This window comes from Hydrogenoanaerobacterium saccharovorans (assembly GCF_003814745.1).
GTDB lineage: Bacteria > Bacillota > Clostridia > Oscillospirales > Ruminococcaceae > Hydrogenoanaerobacterium > Hydrogenoanaerobacterium saccharovorans.
In genome coordinates, this window is sequence record NZ_RKRD01000001.1 from 1,670,586 (window position 1) to 1,686,851 (window position 16,266).

The 16,266-nt window shown below is 43.3% G+C and carries 13 protein-coding genes; 2 read left to right on the top strand and 11 right to left on the bottom strand.

Annotation, left to right across the window (positions count from 1 at the left end):
- From EDD70_RS07845 to EDD70_RS07860, 4 genes are all read right to left on the bottom strand, one after another.
- On the bottom strand, positions 1 to 2,271 hold the full coding sequence (locus EDD70_RS07845) for a pyruvate formate lyase family protein (protein WP_092751305.1): 2,271 nt from the start codon (positions 2,269 to 2,271) through the stop codon (positions 1 to 3).
- 85 nt (positions 2,272 to 2,356) lie between these two features.
- Positions 2,357 to 3,346, bottom strand: a complete 990-nt coding sequence (locus EDD70_RS07850; RefSeq protein WP_092751303.1) for an ABC transporter permease — start codon at positions 3,344 to 3,346, stop codon at positions 2,357 to 2,359.
- Positions 3,346 to 4,866: a sugar ABC transporter ATP-binding protein gene (locus tag EDD70_RS07855; protein ID WP_092751301.1), complete on the bottom strand. Its 1,521-nt coding sequence runs from the start codon at positions 4,864 to 4,866 to the stop codon at positions 3,346 to 3,348. The genes EDD70_RS07850 and EDD70_RS07855 overlap by 1 nt, the downstream gene beginning before the upstream one ends.
- Before the next feature lie 90 nt (positions 4,867 to 4,956).
- Complete coding sequence (locus tag EDD70_RS07860; RefSeq protein WP_162840770.1) at positions 4,957 to 5,970, bottom strand: sugar ABC transporter substrate-binding protein; 1,014 nt, start codon at positions 5,968 to 5,970, stop codon at positions 4,957 to 4,959.
- Between the two features lie 263 nt (positions 5,971 to 6,233).
- Between EDD70_RS07860 and EDD70_RS07865 the strand changes: the two genes are divergently transcribed.
- On the top strand, positions 6,234 to 7,301 hold the full coding sequence (locus EDD70_RS07865) for a substrate-binding domain-containing protein (RefSeq protein WP_162840769.1): 1,068 nt from the start codon (positions 6,234 to 6,236) through the stop codon (positions 7,299 to 7,301).
- Between the two features lie 116 nt (positions 7,302 to 7,417).
- Positions 7,418 to 7,639, top strand: a complete 222-nt coding sequence (locus EDD70_RS07870) for an IS3 family transposase (RefSeq protein ID WP_162840768.1) — start codon at positions 7,418 to 7,420, stop codon at positions 7,637 to 7,639.
- 93 nt (positions 7,640 to 7,732) lie between these two features.
- On the opposite strand, the gene EDD70_RS07875 is transcribed toward EDD70_RS07870, so the two are convergent.
- From EDD70_RS07875 to EDD70_RS07905, 7 genes are read right to left on the bottom strand one after another with little or no spacing between them, the layout of a single operon-like run.
- On the bottom strand, positions 7,733 to 8,914 hold the full coding sequence (locus tag EDD70_RS07875) for an LL-diaminopimelate aminotransferase (protein WP_092751293.1): 1,182 nt from the start codon (positions 8,912 to 8,914) through the stop codon (positions 7,733 to 7,735).
- Positions 8,915 to 8,941: 27 nt separating this feature from the next.
- On the bottom strand, positions 8,942 to 10,765 hold the full coding sequence (gene glmS, locus EDD70_RS07880; protein WP_092751291.1) for a glutamine--fructose-6-phosphate transaminase (isomerizing): 1,824 nt from the start codon (positions 10,763 to 10,765) through the stop codon (positions 8,942 to 8,944).
- Positions 10,753 to 12,390 carry a CTP synthase gene (locus EDD70_RS07885; RefSeq protein ID WP_092751289.1) on the bottom strand — a complete coding sequence of 546 codons (1,638 nt, stop codon included), beginning with the start codon at positions 12,388 to 12,390 and terminating at the stop codon, positions 10,753 to 10,755. Before EDD70_RS07885 ends, glmS begins: the two co-directional genes overlap by 13 nt.
- Positions 12,387 to 13,226: a diaminopimelate epimerase gene (dapF, locus tag EDD70_RS07890; protein ID WP_092751287.1), complete on the bottom strand. Its 840-nt coding sequence runs from the start codon at positions 13,224 to 13,226 to the stop codon at positions 12,387 to 12,389. Before dapF ends, EDD70_RS07885 begins: the two co-directional genes overlap by 4 nt.
- Positions 13,223 to 14,314 (bottom strand): carbamoyl phosphate synthase small subunit, encoded by a 1,092-nt coding sequence (locus EDD70_RS07895; protein ID WP_092751285.1) that lies wholly within the window; start codon positions 14,312 to 14,314, stop codon positions 13,223 to 13,225. Before EDD70_RS07895 ends, dapF begins: the two co-directional genes overlap by 4 nt.
- Before the next feature lie 21 nt (positions 14,315 to 14,335).
- Positions 14,336 to 14,905, bottom strand: coding sequence for an ANTAR domain-containing response regulator (locus tag EDD70_RS07900; protein WP_092751283.1), 570 nt, complete (start codon positions 14,903 to 14,905; stop codon positions 14,336 to 14,338).
- Positions 14,906 to 14,937: 32 nt separating this feature from the next.
- Positions 14,938 to 16,257: a glutamine synthetase family protein gene (locus EDD70_RS07905; protein ID WP_092751281.1), complete on the bottom strand. Its 1,320-nt coding sequence runs from the start codon at positions 16,255 to 16,257 to the stop codon at positions 14,938 to 14,940.
- Between the last annotated feature and the right edge of the window lie 9 nt (positions 16,258 to 16,266).

Sequence of the window (16,266 nt, forward strand, 5' to 3'; positions counted from 1 at the left end):
TTAAATTGCCTCATAATTCACGCGTGCTACAAACTCTTTTTGGAATTCCCGATCCATTACAACAAAATGTGCGCTATATCCTGTAACCTTGACAACAATATCAGCATATTCCGGATTAGTGGGATCGGCCAAAGCTTTCTTGAGCTTTTCTAAATCTATAACGTTAAAATTAATTTGTATGCCGCCATTTTTCATAAAAGCCTTGGAGAACCGTTCAATATATTGACCTTTATTGTCTTTGCCGTCAAAAAATTTCGGCTGTAATTCTATTTGCAGCGAACCACCTTGGTATTTACGGAAAGGAACTTTTAAAAGACTTTTTGCAGTTGCCGTCAGTCCGTTTCCGTTTCTACCATGCATTGGATTGCAACCATGAGCAATAGGTTCTTCCGCCAAGCGGCCATCGGCAGTCGCACCCAACATAGGACCAGCATAAGTGTGACCCATATACTGAAACAAAGATGCGCGGAAGCTAAAGCCTTTGATATTATGTTGAGCCGCAAGTGTTGCACGAATATTCTCTGCAACACGTTGGTAAATCAAATCGACGCCATCTAAATCATTACCGAATTTCTCTTGCTTAAGCATTGTCTGCCGCATTACTTCCTGGTCGCTCCAGTTATCGGCAATTGCTTTATTCAGTTGAGCTATAGTATATTTTTTTTGTTTAAAGATTACTTTCTGAATGGCATAAATGGAATCCACGACATTAGGCACACCCAATACATTCACAGAAGTGTACGCATTGTTTACGCCGCCGATGGAGGTTACGTCCAAGCCTTTTTCAATGCAGCCTTTCATGCAGAGGGAGGTTACCATTTCGGGCCATACCTTATCTTGCCACTCATAAACTTTGTTTTTGAAATAAGCAAATGCGCTTGCGGTTTTTTCCACTTCTTCTGTGTATGCAGACCAAAATTGCTCAAAATCTATATATTCTTCTTTTTCTGCACGCTGCATGGCACGTTGCAGTGGAACTGGTAATACAAAGCTATTTAAGTCGTGATCACAATACTCGCTTCCAACTGCACAATACCACTGACAACCACTATATGACATATTCCAAGCATCATCCCAACAGTATCCACTATACAATTCAGAATCACGCATGACATCATAGCTGACAAGAGTAGGTACTCCGCAACCGTTTCGCGTTACAACATCACAGGCATAGGAATAGTAAGCCGGATCTATATCGTCATGCCACATAACTCCCAAGTGATTATAACCACCAATCATATCATAGGCTTCTAATCCGATCCAACTCATTTCATTTGTTGCATCGCTTCCATCACGGTTTCTACCACCAAAGGAGAAATAGTTTCCACCGTATTTGAGGTAAAGCTCAGCTATCAAATTGCGTGCATCATCACGAGAGATTCTACCGCTTTTCAAATCTGATTTATAAAAATCAATTAGAAGCTGATCTAGGCGGCCATAACCATTACCATGTCCATTGATACGTTCTACGACCTGGAAAAACTGAATCCATTGAACCGCTTGTTCGAAGGTTTCTGGTTTTCCAACAGCTAACTGCTGCATATTTTTTGCAATTTTTTGGTACAGTGCTTTTTGTTCTGTGTTACTTTCATTTTCTGAAAGGTTTATAGCTCGTTTGGCATGGCGTTCAGCAAAACGAATAATGGCCTCTACCACTATCACCTGTGCCTTAAGGTATGTAACTCGCTGTTCATTGCCTAAACTCTGCCATTTAGCAAGGCTTTTTCTTACATCTTCCAGAAGCCCTGACCAGCCACGAGATAGCCCTATTGAAAGATCTGGACAAGTATGTGCTAAGCTGGTACCCCCAGCACCTAATACACGCAAATCAAATCCTAGTCCGTGAACCTCTTCAGGATAAATAAAATTTCGAGCCTCATCCAACTGCCAATGAAATTCACCTACGATTGTTTCGTCGGGATATACTTCCGCTGGGCTATGGTCAAGAAAAAACGCATAATCCGTTGCCCAATTGGTGACAGAGTACTCAAACCCATTGATTTTAGAGGGCATTTGGTCAGCGTATGGAAAGGGCTTGCCATTATCTACACGGCAATTGTGATCTCCTACATTAATCCGTTCGTCATCTCCAAGCGCCAACTCTCCAGTTGCCGGTGAAAAACCGGCACAATGCCCAGACCAGTGATATACCAAAAACTCGGGATTATCCACAAGAACATTTCTTTTTCCACTTTTCGACAAATCGGTGCTACGCTTACGCAAGCGCTGAATTCGTTCGTTAGCAGGAAATTTTTCGTTAATTAGTAGCATAAATTATGCTCCTTTCGGTAAAATTGGGTTGCAAAAAGCGCACCTCAGCTATTATAAACCGGTGTGCGCTTCCTCTACTTATTACTTAATTAGACTTTCTGCGGCGGAAGCAATCAATACCTACAGAAATGATAATAATGATACCTATGATAATTTGCTGATAATAAGAGGAAAGAGCAAGAATATTCATACCGTTACGAATAACCTGCACAATTAGAACTCCTATCAGCGTACCCCAAATGCTTCCAACACCACCGCTCATAGAAGCACCACCTATTGCAACCCCTGCTACCGCCTCTAGTTCATAACCTTGACCAACAATAGGAGTAGAACCATTCATGCGTCCTGTTACAATAATGGCTGCGATGGCACACATAATGCCGCTGAGGATATAAATAGAAATTTTTGTGCGATCTACTTTTATTCCAGAAAGTTTTGCTGCTTTTTCATTATCACCAATTGCATAGGCATGCATACCAAAACTTGTCTTTTTAAATACAAACCAAGCTACAAGATAAAGCAAGACCAAAAGAATAATTGCAAATGGAATTGCACCCAAATATTCTGCGCCTAGCCAACCAATAGATCTAGGAACACCGTAGATACCAGAGCCATCTACCCACTCCAATGCAACTCCACGCCAAAGCATCATAGCACCCATTGTAACAATGAAAGGCGGCATATTGATTTTAGAAATAAGAAAACCTGACAAAGCACCGCACAGAGCTCCAATGCCAAAGCAAGCAAGTACGGCGAAAAAAGAAGGTACACCTTTATTTACTACTAAATCTCCCATAACGGTACAACAAAGTGCCATTACAGATCCAACTGACAAATCAATTCCACCAGAGAAGATAACAAACGACATTCCAACTGCTAGAACACCTATTACAGACGCTTGCAAAATAACATTAATAAGGTTTTTAGGGGTCAAAAAATTAGGATTAAGAAAGCTCATTCCAATACTAAGCAATACCAATACGCCAAATGTAACAATCTGTGTCATATTTCTTTTGCTAAACTGTGTAAGGGCAGAGTTCTTTTCCGCAGTTTTTTCTTTTATAAGCTGTGCCATTACAATACACCTCCGGATGCCAATTTCAAGATTTTCTCCTGTGTTGCTTCTCTTCTTTGAAGCTCACCTTGGAGTTTATGCTCATACATCACCAAAATCCGATCACTCATTGCGAGCAATTCCGGCAGCTCAGATGAGATCATAATAATGCCATAGCCTTTTTCCACCAATTCACTCATCAGCTGGTATACTTCTACTTTTGCTCCAACATCAATACCACGCGTAGGTTCATCAAGGATAACAATTTTACTATCAGAAGCAATCCACTTTGCTAATACAACTTTCTGTTGATTTCCACCAGATAACTTTCGTACTTGCTGTGTGATTTCAGGGGTAACAATGCGTAAATCCTTTACCAATCCTTGCACGAGCCTGTTGCACATGCTCGTGCTTCTAACACCGGCTTTACGTACCTTTTGAAAGCAGGTAGCAATCACATTATCTGTAATGCTCATTCCTTGCATAAGGCCTTCCGTTTTTCTGTCTTCTGGCGCAAATCCAATTTTATTGCGTATTGCATCCAAAGGTGATTTTATAGATACTTTTTTTCCTTCCACATAAATATCACCAGTAGCATCACTGTCAGCACCGAAAATAATTTTAGCTGTTTCGGTACGTCCTGCGCCTACTAACCCCGCAACGCCTAAAATTTCACCTGCGTGCAAAGTGAAAGATACATCCTCAACCTTGCCCTTACTATGTAGATGTTCTACTCGTAACAACTCTGAACCAATACTTACTTGTGCTTTGGGAAATTGATTATCAATACTGCGACCAACCATTAAACGAATCAGATAATCCTTGTCGAATGATGCTTGATCTACATCAACTGTTTCTACATAGGTGCCATCACGCAAAACAGTTATTCTATCTCCAATTTCTCGTATTTCTTCCAATCTGTGAGAAATATAAATCACTGCAACATTTTGTTTTTTCAAACGCTGCACTACCTCAAATAATTTGGTAATCTCCTCATTTGTTAAAACAGCAGTGGGTTCATCTAAAATTAGTATGCGTGCATTTGCTGCCAAAGCTTTTGCTATCTCAACAAGCTGCTGTACAGCAACGCCACATGTTCCTACTTTTGTATTTGGATCTAAGGAAGCACCTACCATTTCCAAATACTTTTTACTCTCTTTTTCCATAGTCGATTTGTCAAGTAAGCCCATTTTTTTCATCTTCATTGGTTCTTTTCCCATAAAGATGTTTTCTGCAACAGTAAGATGAGGCATTAGGTTAAATTCTTGATAAACAACTCCGATTCCCATAGCCTGTGAGTCTAACGGGCTCTTGATTGTAACTGGTTCTCCATCTAAATACACCTGTCCTTCATCTAGCAGGTAAGCACCGGTAATTACTTTTATTAATGTGGATTTCCCCGCGCCATTCTCGCCGAGCAAAACATGTACTTCGCCTGCACGCAATTGCAACTGCACATTGTCCAGCGCCAAAACACCGGGAAAACGTTTGGTGATATTTTTAAGTTCAAGAACATACTCGCTTGTGCTTTGTACGCTCATGCAAATTCTCCTCGCTTTGTTCTATAATATTATTCATAGTAGTTGCAAGGGAAAGTATGAAACTCCCCCTTGCAACAAACCTTACTGCATTTAGTTGAGCACAACACCCATTTGCTTAGCATAGTTAGCAACATTTTCTGCAGTTACCATAGTAGTTCCGGTATCAATATTTTTTCTAATACTTTCGCCCTTTATTGCCGCATAAGCAGTCATGATAGCTGTATATCCCATATTAGAGGGATTTTGTGCAATATCGCCCTTAAAAATGGGATCATCTGCGTTCATCAATTTGAGTGATTCTTCATAGCAATCAAATCCACAAAGAACAACATCATCACGACCTTCTTGCTTCAAAACCTTGTGCATAGCAAGGGCAGCACCGTCCCAAGCTGCATATCCAGCTTTCACATCGGCATTTGCCGCTAATGCAGCTTCAAAACCGGACAGAGCTTTTTGGTCATCCCAGTCACCAGTAACCTCTACAACATTCACCTTATCGCCATAAGTAATCTTCATATAGTCGACAAAACCATCGCGCCGACCTTTACCAGAGCCCTGTGCAACAATACCATTAACGATGATTACCTTACCTTCACCACCGATTTGCTCACCAATAAACTTTCCTGCCATCTGGCCGGCTGCATAGTTATCGGTACACACCAAGCTGTCTACATCAACGCCCTCTACGCCGTTATCGACGGCAATCACAGGGATTTGGGAAGACATAGCCTTTTTAACAACATCGGCTACACCTACATCTCCGCAAGGTGCTACCACAATAGCGTTTACTTTGCTCGTAATCATATCTTCTAAAACTGCAATCTGGCCGCTTACGTCATTCTCGACGGGAGGGCCAATCACATTTAGTTTGATGCCTAGTTCTTTTTCTGCTTTTTTTGCACCTGCAATATTTTCTACCCAAAACGGAGACGAAGAAGATTTGGTTGCATAACCAATTACAATATTTTCTGCATCATTGGACGAATTGTTTACATCCACCGAACTTTGCGGTTGTGAGGGAGATGCAGGTGTTTGGTTTGCTCCGCAAGCCACCATTGAGAGAATCATCAGTAAAGCCAGTGCAAGAGAAAATGCCTTTTTCATAACCATCCTCCTTAGTATCTTAACTTATTAATTTAGTACGCCAATATTGGAACAGTATCAACTTTACCATTTTTAAACCACAAACCAACATTGGTTTATATTAATGTTACAAATTTGCCGTGAGAAAGTCAATGTTTTATAAACAGTTTCGTATTTATGCACATTCTAAAACTGTTTTATTCTTCAAATTGCTTTACATTCTATGCAAATTGGTATATAGTTTTATTATAAATTGGTTAAACCAATTTGGAGGTGATTGCACTATGGCTGAAAAAAATAAAAATCCTATGTATCAGTCAATTTTCCAAGACCTGCGCAATAAAATTATTTCAGGACAGTATTTGGCTGATTCGTTTTTACCGCCAGAGCGAATATTAAGTGAACTATATAAAGTAGAGCGTCCAACTTTACGCAAAGCTTTATCCCTTTTAGCAGACCAAAAATATATTAAAAAAATGCAGGGTGCAGGCAATAAGGTGATATTTTCTTCTACCGCACATGAAGCTAATGTAGAAAAAGAAGCGAATACTATTGTATATGCGATGCCAGACTCGGAGGGCGAACGTGGCCCGCAACCGTATCATATGGAAATTTGCGCCCATATGGAGAAGCTATGTGCCGTTCAGAATAAAAGCCTGATTTTTACAAAGGCTAGAGCAATTAACGAAAGTGTGCCACAGTGGCTTTATTCAAATAGTGTAATCGGCATTATATGGGTAAGTGATGTGAATAAATTTCTCCTAAAATCTGCACATGAATTAAATATTCCTTCTGTTTTGTGCTGCAACGAATCTTCCCTTTTTCCTAGAGTTAATTTAGATGATATTGGTGGTGCCTATATTGCTACAAGCCATTTAATATCTCGAAATTGTAAAAACATTTGTCATATTACCGGCGTTAAAGATTATCATAATGCAAAACGTAGACTGGATGGCTATAAGCGTGCTATGTTAACTCACGGTTTTACGATTAAACCTAATAATATTTTGTACGGCGATTGGAGTTACGAAAGTGGTTACAACCTTGCTTTTTCAGCTCTCAGTAAAGACCCCTCGATTGATGGTATTTTTGCATCTAATGATATGATGGCGCTAGGTGCACTAAATGCCGCACTGCAATTGAAACGATCTGTCCCCCATGATTTGAAAATCATTGGCATTGATAATATTGAACAAACACAGACTAGCGTAGTCCCAATTTCCACCATATCTTTTTCACAAGCAGACGTGGCAGCCGGTCTTTTCTTAATGTTAAATGCCGTTTTTCAAAGACAGCCCGTCCCCAGCGAAATTGAAATTCCAGGAAATCTTATTGTGCGTGGTTCCACATAAAGTTAATATCCTTGTAATAAGCAGCTTTTATAGTCCCTCTCCAATGACTGTATGGAATGACAACACTTTACGGTATAATAAACTGAGTACCAAGCGCTGCTGCTTTGGTAGGGCTGTTGGCAAAGTACGAGCCGGAAAGGAAATCCTTACGACAATGCAGTAATGAAATCTTTTTACCGCACATTAAAAAAGAGCACGTTGAGGGTGCCAATTATGGCAAGCCCCAACAAGCTCGGCTGGATATTTTCAAGTATATTGAAACTTATTGCAACACCAAACGGATTCATTCTTCTCTAAGCTGGCTGAGCCCCCTGCAATTGAGCTCCTCTGCAGTTTGAAATTCAAAATTCTTAAGTGCCTAACTTTGTATCCAGTTTTTCTTGACCTTTCCACTATTTTTATTGGTTCTGTCCACGGAAGGTCTTTTTATTTTATTTGAATAAACTTTTTAATCGTTTCATGGCTATTTCAGTAGCCGCTTTGTCGCCAAATGCAGTTAAACGGAAGAACCCCTCGCCGTTTTCGCCAAAGCCGCTTCCGGGCGTACCCACAACGCTGCACTCGTTGAGCAGTTTATCAAAAAACTCCCAAGAAGTCATTCCGCTTGGGCATTTAAGCCAGATGTACGGCGAATTTTCGCCGCCTGTAAACCAAACATTCATTTCTTTAAGGGCATCGGCAATGATTTTTGCATTCTCTTGATACACCGCAATATTCGCTTTTATTTGGCGCTGACCTGCCTCGCTAAACACAGCCTGCGCACCGCACTGAACAATGTAAGGCACGCCATTAAACTTGGTGGTTTGGCGGCGAAGCCAAAATTTGCGAAGCTGCACATCTTCAAAAATAAGTTCAGACGGTACAATGGTGTATCCGCAGCGTGTACCCGTAAAACCTGCCGTTTTCGAGAATGAGCAAAACTCGATGGCACATTGTTTTGCACCGTCAATCTCATAGATACTGCGCGGCAGGGTTTGATCTTGAACAAAAGCTTCGTACGCGGCGTCAAACAGAATCACCGCGTTGTTTTTGAGCGCATAATCCACCCATGCCCCCAACTGCTCGTGGTTGTAAACCGCACCGGTGGGGTTGTTCGGCGAACAAAGATAAATAATATCTGCTTTTACATTATCCTCCGGCAAGGGTAAAAAGCAGTTTTCGGCGTTAGCATCCATATACAAAATTTTGCGCCCCGCCATCACGTTAGTATCAACGTACACAGGGTAGACAGGGTCCGGAATCAAAACCGTATTGTCTACGTCAAAAAGGCCAAGGATGTTACCCAAATCACTCTTCGCGCCGTCGCTGACAAATACATCGCCCGCATCTACCGCAACGCCATGCGATGCATAATAACCTGCAATGGCTTCACGCAGAAAATCGTATCCCTGTTCGGGGCCGTAACCGCGAAAAGTAGCTTTACAGCTCATTTGCGCAACCGCAGCCTGCATCGCTGCAACCACGGCGGGTGCAAGCGGAAGGGTAACGTCCCCTATACCAAGGCGAATGGGCTTTTTATCGGGGTTTGCTTCTTGATATTGTGCTACTTTTTTAGCAATTGTTGAAAAAAGGTAGCTGTCTTGTAAATTCAGATAATTTTTATTAATCTTCATAAGTGGAACCTCTCTATATTTTTTCTTCTATTCCACAGTTACACTCTTGGCAAGGTTACGCGGTTTATCAATATCGCAGCCCTTTTGCAGTGCCATATAATAGGCGAACAGCTGCAAATAAACAATGGTGAGCATGGGCGCAAATTCATCGAATGTATGGGGAATATTCCATAGCTCTGCACCTACAGGAGGTTCAAACGGGTAGTTTGTAAGCAGCAGTAATTTTGCACCGCGCGCACGTACCTCTTGCACGTTGCTCATTGTTTTTTCTAAAATTGATTCTTGCGTTGCAATGGCAACTACAAGCGTTGCGTCATCAATCATGGCAATGGTACCATGCTTGAGTTCACCTGCCGCATAGGCTTCGCTGTGGAGATAAGATATTTCTTTCAGCTTGAGGGCTGCCTCTAAAGAGCTGTAATAATCCATCAATCTACCGATAAAGAATACATCGTTGCACTTGCACTGAGACTGTGCAAATGCTTTCACCGTCTCTTTTTGTGCCAAAATTTGTTCCATTTTAGCGGGGATTTGTAAAAGTTCGGTGAGATGCCGTTTTAAATCCTCATCGCTAAGTTCTCCGCGCAGATTGGCGAGGTCAAGGGCAATGAGCTCGAACAGCAGCATTTGTGTGCTGTACGCTTTGGTGGATGCCACCGCTATTTCGGGACCTGCCAGAGTATAAAGCACCGCGTCTGTTTCGCGGGCAATGGTACTTCCAATGACATTGCAAAGTGCAATAACGCGCTGCCCATTTTTGCGCGCTTTGCGTACAGCAGCCACGGTGTCGGCAGTTTCGCCCGACTGGCTAACCGCAATAACCACTTCGTTTTCGGTGTTAAGCATTTCGCTGTAGCGGTATTCACTTGCAATTTCGGTATCTACACGAACTTTTGCAAGTTGCTGTATCAGGGCTTTACCCATCATACCCGCGTGATAAGCAGTACCACAAGCTACAATGGTAAGCTGGCGCAGTAAAACTGCTTGTTTTCTGGTAAAAGGCATGCGGTCGCGGCGAAGTGTGAGCGTATCTGCATCAATATAGTGGTTCAAGGTATCGGCAATGACGCGCGGCTGCTCAAAAATTTCTTTGAGCATAAAGTGGTCAAAACCGTTCTTTTGTGCAGAACTGGTACTCCAATCGATATGTGTTGTTTGCTTTTCGGTAGGCTGACCGTTTTTATCGTAAAAAGTGATATTATCCGCAGTGATTACAGCAATTTCAAAATCATCAGGCACATAAATATCTCGAGTATAGGTAAGCAGGGCTGAAGCATCGCTCGCAATGTAGTTTGCATCATCACCCTTACCTATAATGAGCGGATTACCACTGCGAACACAGTACAGGGTGTTCGGTGCATCGGTTGCCACAACGCCCAGCGCAAATGAGCCTCGCAACATGGGCAGCACTTTTTGCATTGTTTGCAGCATATCACCTGTATTGTAATAACCCAGCAGCTGTGCCACAACTTCTGTATCGGTTTGTGAGCGGAACGTAATGCCCTTTTCCATCAGTTGTGTCTTTAGTTCGACATAATTTTCGATAATACCGTTATGAACCACGGCTACTTTATTTTTTGCGTCGGTGTGCGGGTGTGAATTTATTGCATTCGGCTCGCCATGTGTTGCCCAACGTGTATGGCCAATGCCAATACTTCCACCCACAGGGTCACGTTTCAGCTCCGATTTGAGGTTGGTAAGACGTCCGATTGCCTTGCGTACTTCCAGTATTTTACCGTTTAGAACAGCAACACCGGCTGAATCGTACCCGCGATATTCCAAAGCCTCCAAGCCGCTGAGTAGCACTTTTACACAGTCTCTTTTTCCGGCAAAGCCGATTATTCCACACATAGCAAGCCTCCTGTAAATGTCAAATTAATTTTATTTTTTTGTGCCGCCGCAATAAACTCACGAAACAGAGGATGCGCACGATTGGGGCGGCTTTTAAATTCGGGGTGATACTGTACCCCAAGGTGAAAACGATGGTCTGAAAGCTCCACCGCTTCAACAAGGCGTTCGTCAGGTGAAGTACCACAAAAGGTAAGCCCCCATGCGGTAAAATCACTGCGAAATTGATTGTTAAACTCATAGCGGTGGCGGTGACGCTCGGATATTTCGAGCTTACCGTACGCTTTTTCCATAAGGGTATCGGGTTTAATTTTGCAAGGATATGCACCCAAACGCATTGTACCGCCTTTGGGCAGATTCCCTTGCTGGTCAGGCATCAGGTCTATAACGGGGTGCTGAGTACACTGGTCAAATTCGCTGGAATTTGCATCTTGCCAACCCAATACGTTTCTAGCATATTCAATCACTGCAATCTGCATACCAAGGCAGATGCCAAAATACGGGATATGGCGTGTTCTGGCATAGGCTGCAGCACAAATCATCCCCTCAATACCACGGTCACCAAATCCGCCGGGTACTATAATGCCCTGGGCATTGCCCAACAGTTCATCAACATTACTTTCGTCGATAAACTCAGAATCCACCCAGTCAATTTCAACCCTTGTGCCATTTTCATAGCCAGCATGGTAAAGTGATTCCGCTACAGACAAATAAGCATCATGAAGTTTAACATATTTGCCCACCAACGCAATTTTCACCGTACCTGCCGCATGTTCAATGCGGTTAAGCATTTGCTGCCACTCGGCAAGGTCACATGGCGCACAGCTCAGCGCAAGTTCGCGGCATACAATATTTGCCAAGCCGTTTTCCTCCAGCATTATTGGGCATTGGTACAGCACCGGCAAAGTACGATTTTCGATAACGCAATCGGGTTCCACATTGCAAAACAATGCAATTTTACGGCGAATTTCTTCATCAATCGGCTCATCGCACCGTGTAATGATGATATCCGGCTGGATACCGAAGGACTGAAGCTCTTTTACCGAGTGTTGGGTTGGTTTTGTTTTATGTTCGCCCGAACTTGTAATATACGGCACCAGTGTAACATGGATAAAAAGGCAATTTTTACGCCCCACATCATGCCCCACCTGCCGAATGGCTTCAAGAAAAGGTTGGCTTTCAATATCTCCGGTAGTACCGCCGATTTCAGTGATAACCACGTCTGCGTTGGTTTTTGTGCCAACGGAATAGATGAAGCTTTTTATTTCGTTGGTGATGTGCGGTATTACCTGCACTGTCTCGCCAAGATACTCACCGCCACGCTCTTTTGTAAGCACATTCCAGTATACCTTACCGGTAGTCAAATTGGAATACTGATTTAAATTTTCATCAATAAATCTTTCATAGTGGCCTAGGTCTAAGTCGGTTTCTGCTCCGTCATCGGTGACAAACACTTCACCATGCTGGTAAGGGCTCATCGTACCGGGGTCAACGTTGATGTATGGGTCGAGCTTTTGTGCCGCAATGGTAAGTCCGCGTGCTTTCAGCAATCTGCCCAGCGAAGCCGCTGTTATCCCCTTGCCCAGCCCCGAAACAACACCGCCTGTTACAAATATATATTTTGTCATACTGTTACCTCTCCTTCAAAAGCAATGTGGGCATTACCTGTCATATAAACAGCTTCATCGGTATATTTTATAGTTAAATCGCCGCCTTTTAGCCGAACTGTAATATCGGTATCTTTGCTGCAATATCCGTTTAAAACTGCCGCAACCACTGCGGCACATGCACCGGTTCCGCACGCCAGCGTTTCTCCGCTTCCCCGCTCCCACACCCGCATTTTTAATGTGGTACTGTCGATGACAGAAATAAATTCAGTATTGACACGGTCAGGGAAGATGGAGAGCTGCTCAAACTGCCTGCCGATTGTTTCAAGCTGAATTTCATCGGGATTATTACAAAAAACAACGCAATGCGGGTTGCCCATAGATACACAGGTTATGTGATAAATTTCTCCGTTAACAATAACCGGTTCATTTACAATACGGTTGCCGTTATACACAACAGGTATACGTTCCGGCAGTAGTTCTGCTTTTCCCATATCTACTGTAACCAAGTCCACTTTCTTGTTCATCACATGCAGCTTTAAAAGTTTGATTCCGCTCAGTGTTTCAATATTGATTTCTGTTTTTTGTATAATTCCTTTGTCATATAAAAATTTGCCAACACAACGGATGGCATTGCCGCACATTTTGCCCTCACTGCCATCGATGTTAAACATACGCATTTTCGCATCTGCCACTGCCGACGGGCAAATAAGCACAATCCCGTCTCCGCCTATGCTGCGGTGCCGGTCAGACAGTACAATGCTTAATTTTTCGGGGTGCGGAACTTCCTGCCCAAAACAACTTAAATAGATATAATCATTGGCGCAGCCATGCATTTTTGTAAATTTGAGTATCATTGTTTTTCTGCTCCTTTATTCATGTTCATAACCTCAATAAAGCGGTCAAACAAAAAAGCGGTATCCTGCGGGCCAGCGCATGCTTCGGGGTGGAATTGTACCGAAAACGCGGGCATATTGTCATACTCCACGCCCTCACAACTTCCGTCGTTTGCATTCACAAAGCTTTCGTGCGCATGCTGCGGTAAACTTTCGGCGCGCACCGCATAGCCGTGGTTTTGGCTGGAGATATACACTTTGCCAGTTTTAATATATTTGACAGGTTGATTTGCACCGCGGTGCCCGTATTTCATTTTGCGTGTGGATGCGCCCTGCGCAAGAGCCAGCAGTTGGTGCCCCAAACAGATACCGAAGATGGGAATGTTCGCTTTGCAAAGATGCTTGATTTCATGAATGACACCGCTATTTTCGGCAGGGTCGCCCGGGCCGTTGGAAAGCATGATGCCATCGGGTTGATAGGATAGAATTTCTTCTGCGCTCGTGTTGTATGGTACACAAATCACTTCACAACCTCGCTTGAGCAATTCGCGCTTAATGTTCGCCTTGGCGCCAAAATCCCACAAAACAACCTTATTTATGCATTGTGCAGGCTGTTCGCAGGTGATTTTCTTGCAGCTTACGGCAGCAACCGCATCTTCAATACGATACTGCTTTACAAGCTCAATCTCATCAGACAGATGGTCGAGAGAATGTACAATGCGTGCACCCATCACCCCATGCTCACGAATAATCTTGGTGAGCTCGCGGGTATCAACACCGCAAAGCCCCACAATGCCGTGGGCTTTTAAAAAGGTGTCAAGAGTACCCTCACTACGGAAGTTGGAGGGTTCCTGGCACCATTCTCGTACAATATAAGCCTTTAGTGCGGGGGTATCGCTCTCAAAATCGGCTGGGATAACACCGTAATTGCCGACGAGAGGAAACGTCTGTACCACCATTTGACCGTAATAACTGGGGTCGGTAAGTGTTTCGAGATATCCCGCGACACCTGTAGTAAATACAATTTCACCCGTCACCTCATCATAAGCGCCAAAAGCACCGCCTTTAAACACCTTGCCGTTTTCTAAAATCAAATAGATGTTATGCATTTTATCACCTCTTAATATGAATTAACTTTCGTATGTTTTTAGTATTTCCTCGGCAATTTCGCGCCGCGTAAGCCGCATATCCATCGCTTGTTTTTCTATGTAACGATGTGCCTGAGGCTCTGTCATTTTAAGGTATTGAATCAGCGTATATTTTGCCCTGTCTACAAGGCGTATTTCCTCAATTTTATTTTGTAATTTAATGTTTTCGTTTTTTAACCCCATCAGCCGCTTTCTTGCCGCAGCAACCAGTTTAAACGACTGGTAAAAAAGTTGACGGTTGATCGGCTTGGGCACTACAAATACACCGTAATCTTCTACCTTGGCGGATACGGTATCGGCAAGCTCGCTTTTTACTATAAGGATAATACCCGAGGTACTGGAAGTTGTGAGGTTCAGCGCAAGTTCCTGCCCGAACTCATCGTGCAGAGGTGTGTTGATGATAACCAAGTCGTAGCTGTTGTCAATAAGCAGCCTGCGCGCCTGTGCGCCGCTTTCTGCCATAACAACATGTTCACATGAGTTGGCACAGCAAAGTTGGGCTAATATCTGGCTGCCCTTGCTTGCGCCCGACACAATCAACACGCTACCCATACTGTCCTCACCCCTGTCCTCCTTAACTTGTGCTAATACTTCATAAAATAATGTTCAAGTTCAAACTGCTCTTTATTCTGTGCAGCAGCATAACTTTCGCATTCGGTATGTTTCGCAGCCAAATATTTTTCCAATGTATTCTCTGAAAAGATACTTTTAATAAATCCACTGCTTTGTGCAATATCGAGTGCTTGTTCAAGGCTTTGAGGAATGGTTGCGATGCCCTCAAGCTGCTGCGGGGATGCAGCAAAAAGGTTAAAATCGGCAGGGGCGCACAATGTTTTGTGCTGTTCTATCCCCTCCAGCCCCGCAAATATAAGCAAAGCAAAGGCTGTAAACGGGTTGCATGCCGGGTCGGGCGAACGGAGTTCCATACGGCTGTATTCACCTTTTGCAGCGGGAATGCGCACAAGCTGTGATCGATTTTGATGCGACCAAGTGATGTACTTAGGAGCTTCAAAACTGCCAAAACGCTTGTAAGAATTTACGATTGGGTTAAAAAATGCGGTCATTTCCGGGATTCTATCCAGAATACCCTGCATAAACGATTCAACCTCTTTATTATGTTCAAAACCCGTTTGGTCAAACAGGTTGATACCGTTTTTTGTAAGAGACATGTTCACGTGAAGCCCGCTCCCGCTCTTATGCGCAAGCGGTTTTGGTAAAAACGAAGCATGCAGGCCATTTCTTGCCGCCGTAGTTTTTACCACCCATTTAAATGTCGTAAGGTTATCTGCCGCAGAAAGGGCATCGCTGTAACGAAAATCAATTTCGTTTTGCCCGGGGCCCTGCTCGTGGTGTGAACTTTCGGGCTGGATGCCCATCTCCTCAAGAGTGAGGCAAATTTCGCGGCGTACATTTTCTCCTTTGTCCAGTGGTGCCATATCAAAATAGCCCGCACGGTCATGTGGAACGAGTGTCGGTTCTCCCGTTTCATCCAGTTCAAACAGGTAGAACTCACATTCTGCGCCGATTTTACACTGGCATCCCATATTTTCGGCTTTTTTTACAGCCAAACGCAGTAGATTGCGTGTATCCCCTTCGAAGCTTGTACCATCGGGGCGTTTGATGTCGCAGAACATTCGCACCACACGCCCTTGGGTGGGGCGCCACGGTAAAATGGAAAGAGTGGCGGGATCCGGAACCAAAAACAGGTCGGATTCCTCCACATTCATAAATCCATGTATTGCAGATGCATCAAAGGAGATACCACTTTCAAATGCACGCGGTAATTCAGCGGGCATAATCGATATATTTTTTTGTGTGCCAAAAATATCACAAAATGCAAGGCGGATGAATTTAACATCATTTTCCTTTACAAATTGCAATACCTCTGCCATTGTACAGTTCATAACGGTACC

Coding starts and splice junctions, on each gene's coding strand:
- EDD70_RS07845 (WP_092751305.1), bottom strand. CDS start 2,271: ATGCTACTAATTAACGAAAAATTTCCTGCTAACGAACGAATTCAGCGC.
- EDD70_RS07850 (WP_092751303.1), bottom strand. CDS start 3,346: ATGGCACAGCTTATAAAAGAAAAAACTGCGGAAAAGAACTCTGCCCTT.
- EDD70_RS07855 (WP_092751301.1), bottom strand. CDS start 4,866: ATGAGCGTACAAAGCACAAGCGAGTATGTTCTTGAACTTAAAAATATC.
- EDD70_RS07860 (WP_162840770.1), bottom strand. CDS start 5,970: ATGAAAAAGGCATTTTCTCTTGCACTGGCTTTACTGATGATTCTCTCA.
- EDD70_RS07865 (WP_162840769.1), top strand. CDS start 6,234: ATGGCTGAAAAAAATAAAAATCCTATGTATCAGTCAATTTTCCAAGAC.
- EDD70_RS07875 (WP_092751293.1), bottom strand. CDS start 8,914: ATGAAGATTAATAAAAATTATCTGAATTTACAAGACAGCTACCTTTTT.
- glmS (WP_092751291.1), bottom strand. CDS start 10,765: ATGTGTGGAATAATCGGCTTTGCCGGAAAAAGAGACTGTGTAAAAGTG.
- EDD70_RS07885 (WP_092751289.1), bottom strand. CDS start 12,390: ATGACAAAATATATATTTGTAACAGGCGGTGTTGTTTCGGGGCTGGGC.
- dapF (WP_092751287.1), bottom strand. CDS start 13,226: ATGATACTCAAATTTACAAAAATGCATGGCTGCGCCAATGATTATATC.
- EDD70_RS07895 (WP_092751285.1), bottom strand. CDS start 14,314: ATGCATAACATCTATTTGATTTTAGAAAACGGCAAGGTGTTTAAAGGC.
- EDD70_RS07900 (WP_092751283.1), bottom strand. CDS start 14,905: ATGGGTAGCGTGTTGATTGTGTCGGGCGCAAGCAAGGGCAGCCAGATA.
- EDD70_RS07905 (WP_092751281.1), bottom strand. CDS start 16,257: ATGAACTGTACAATGGCAGAGGTATTGCAATTTGTAAAGGAAAATGAT.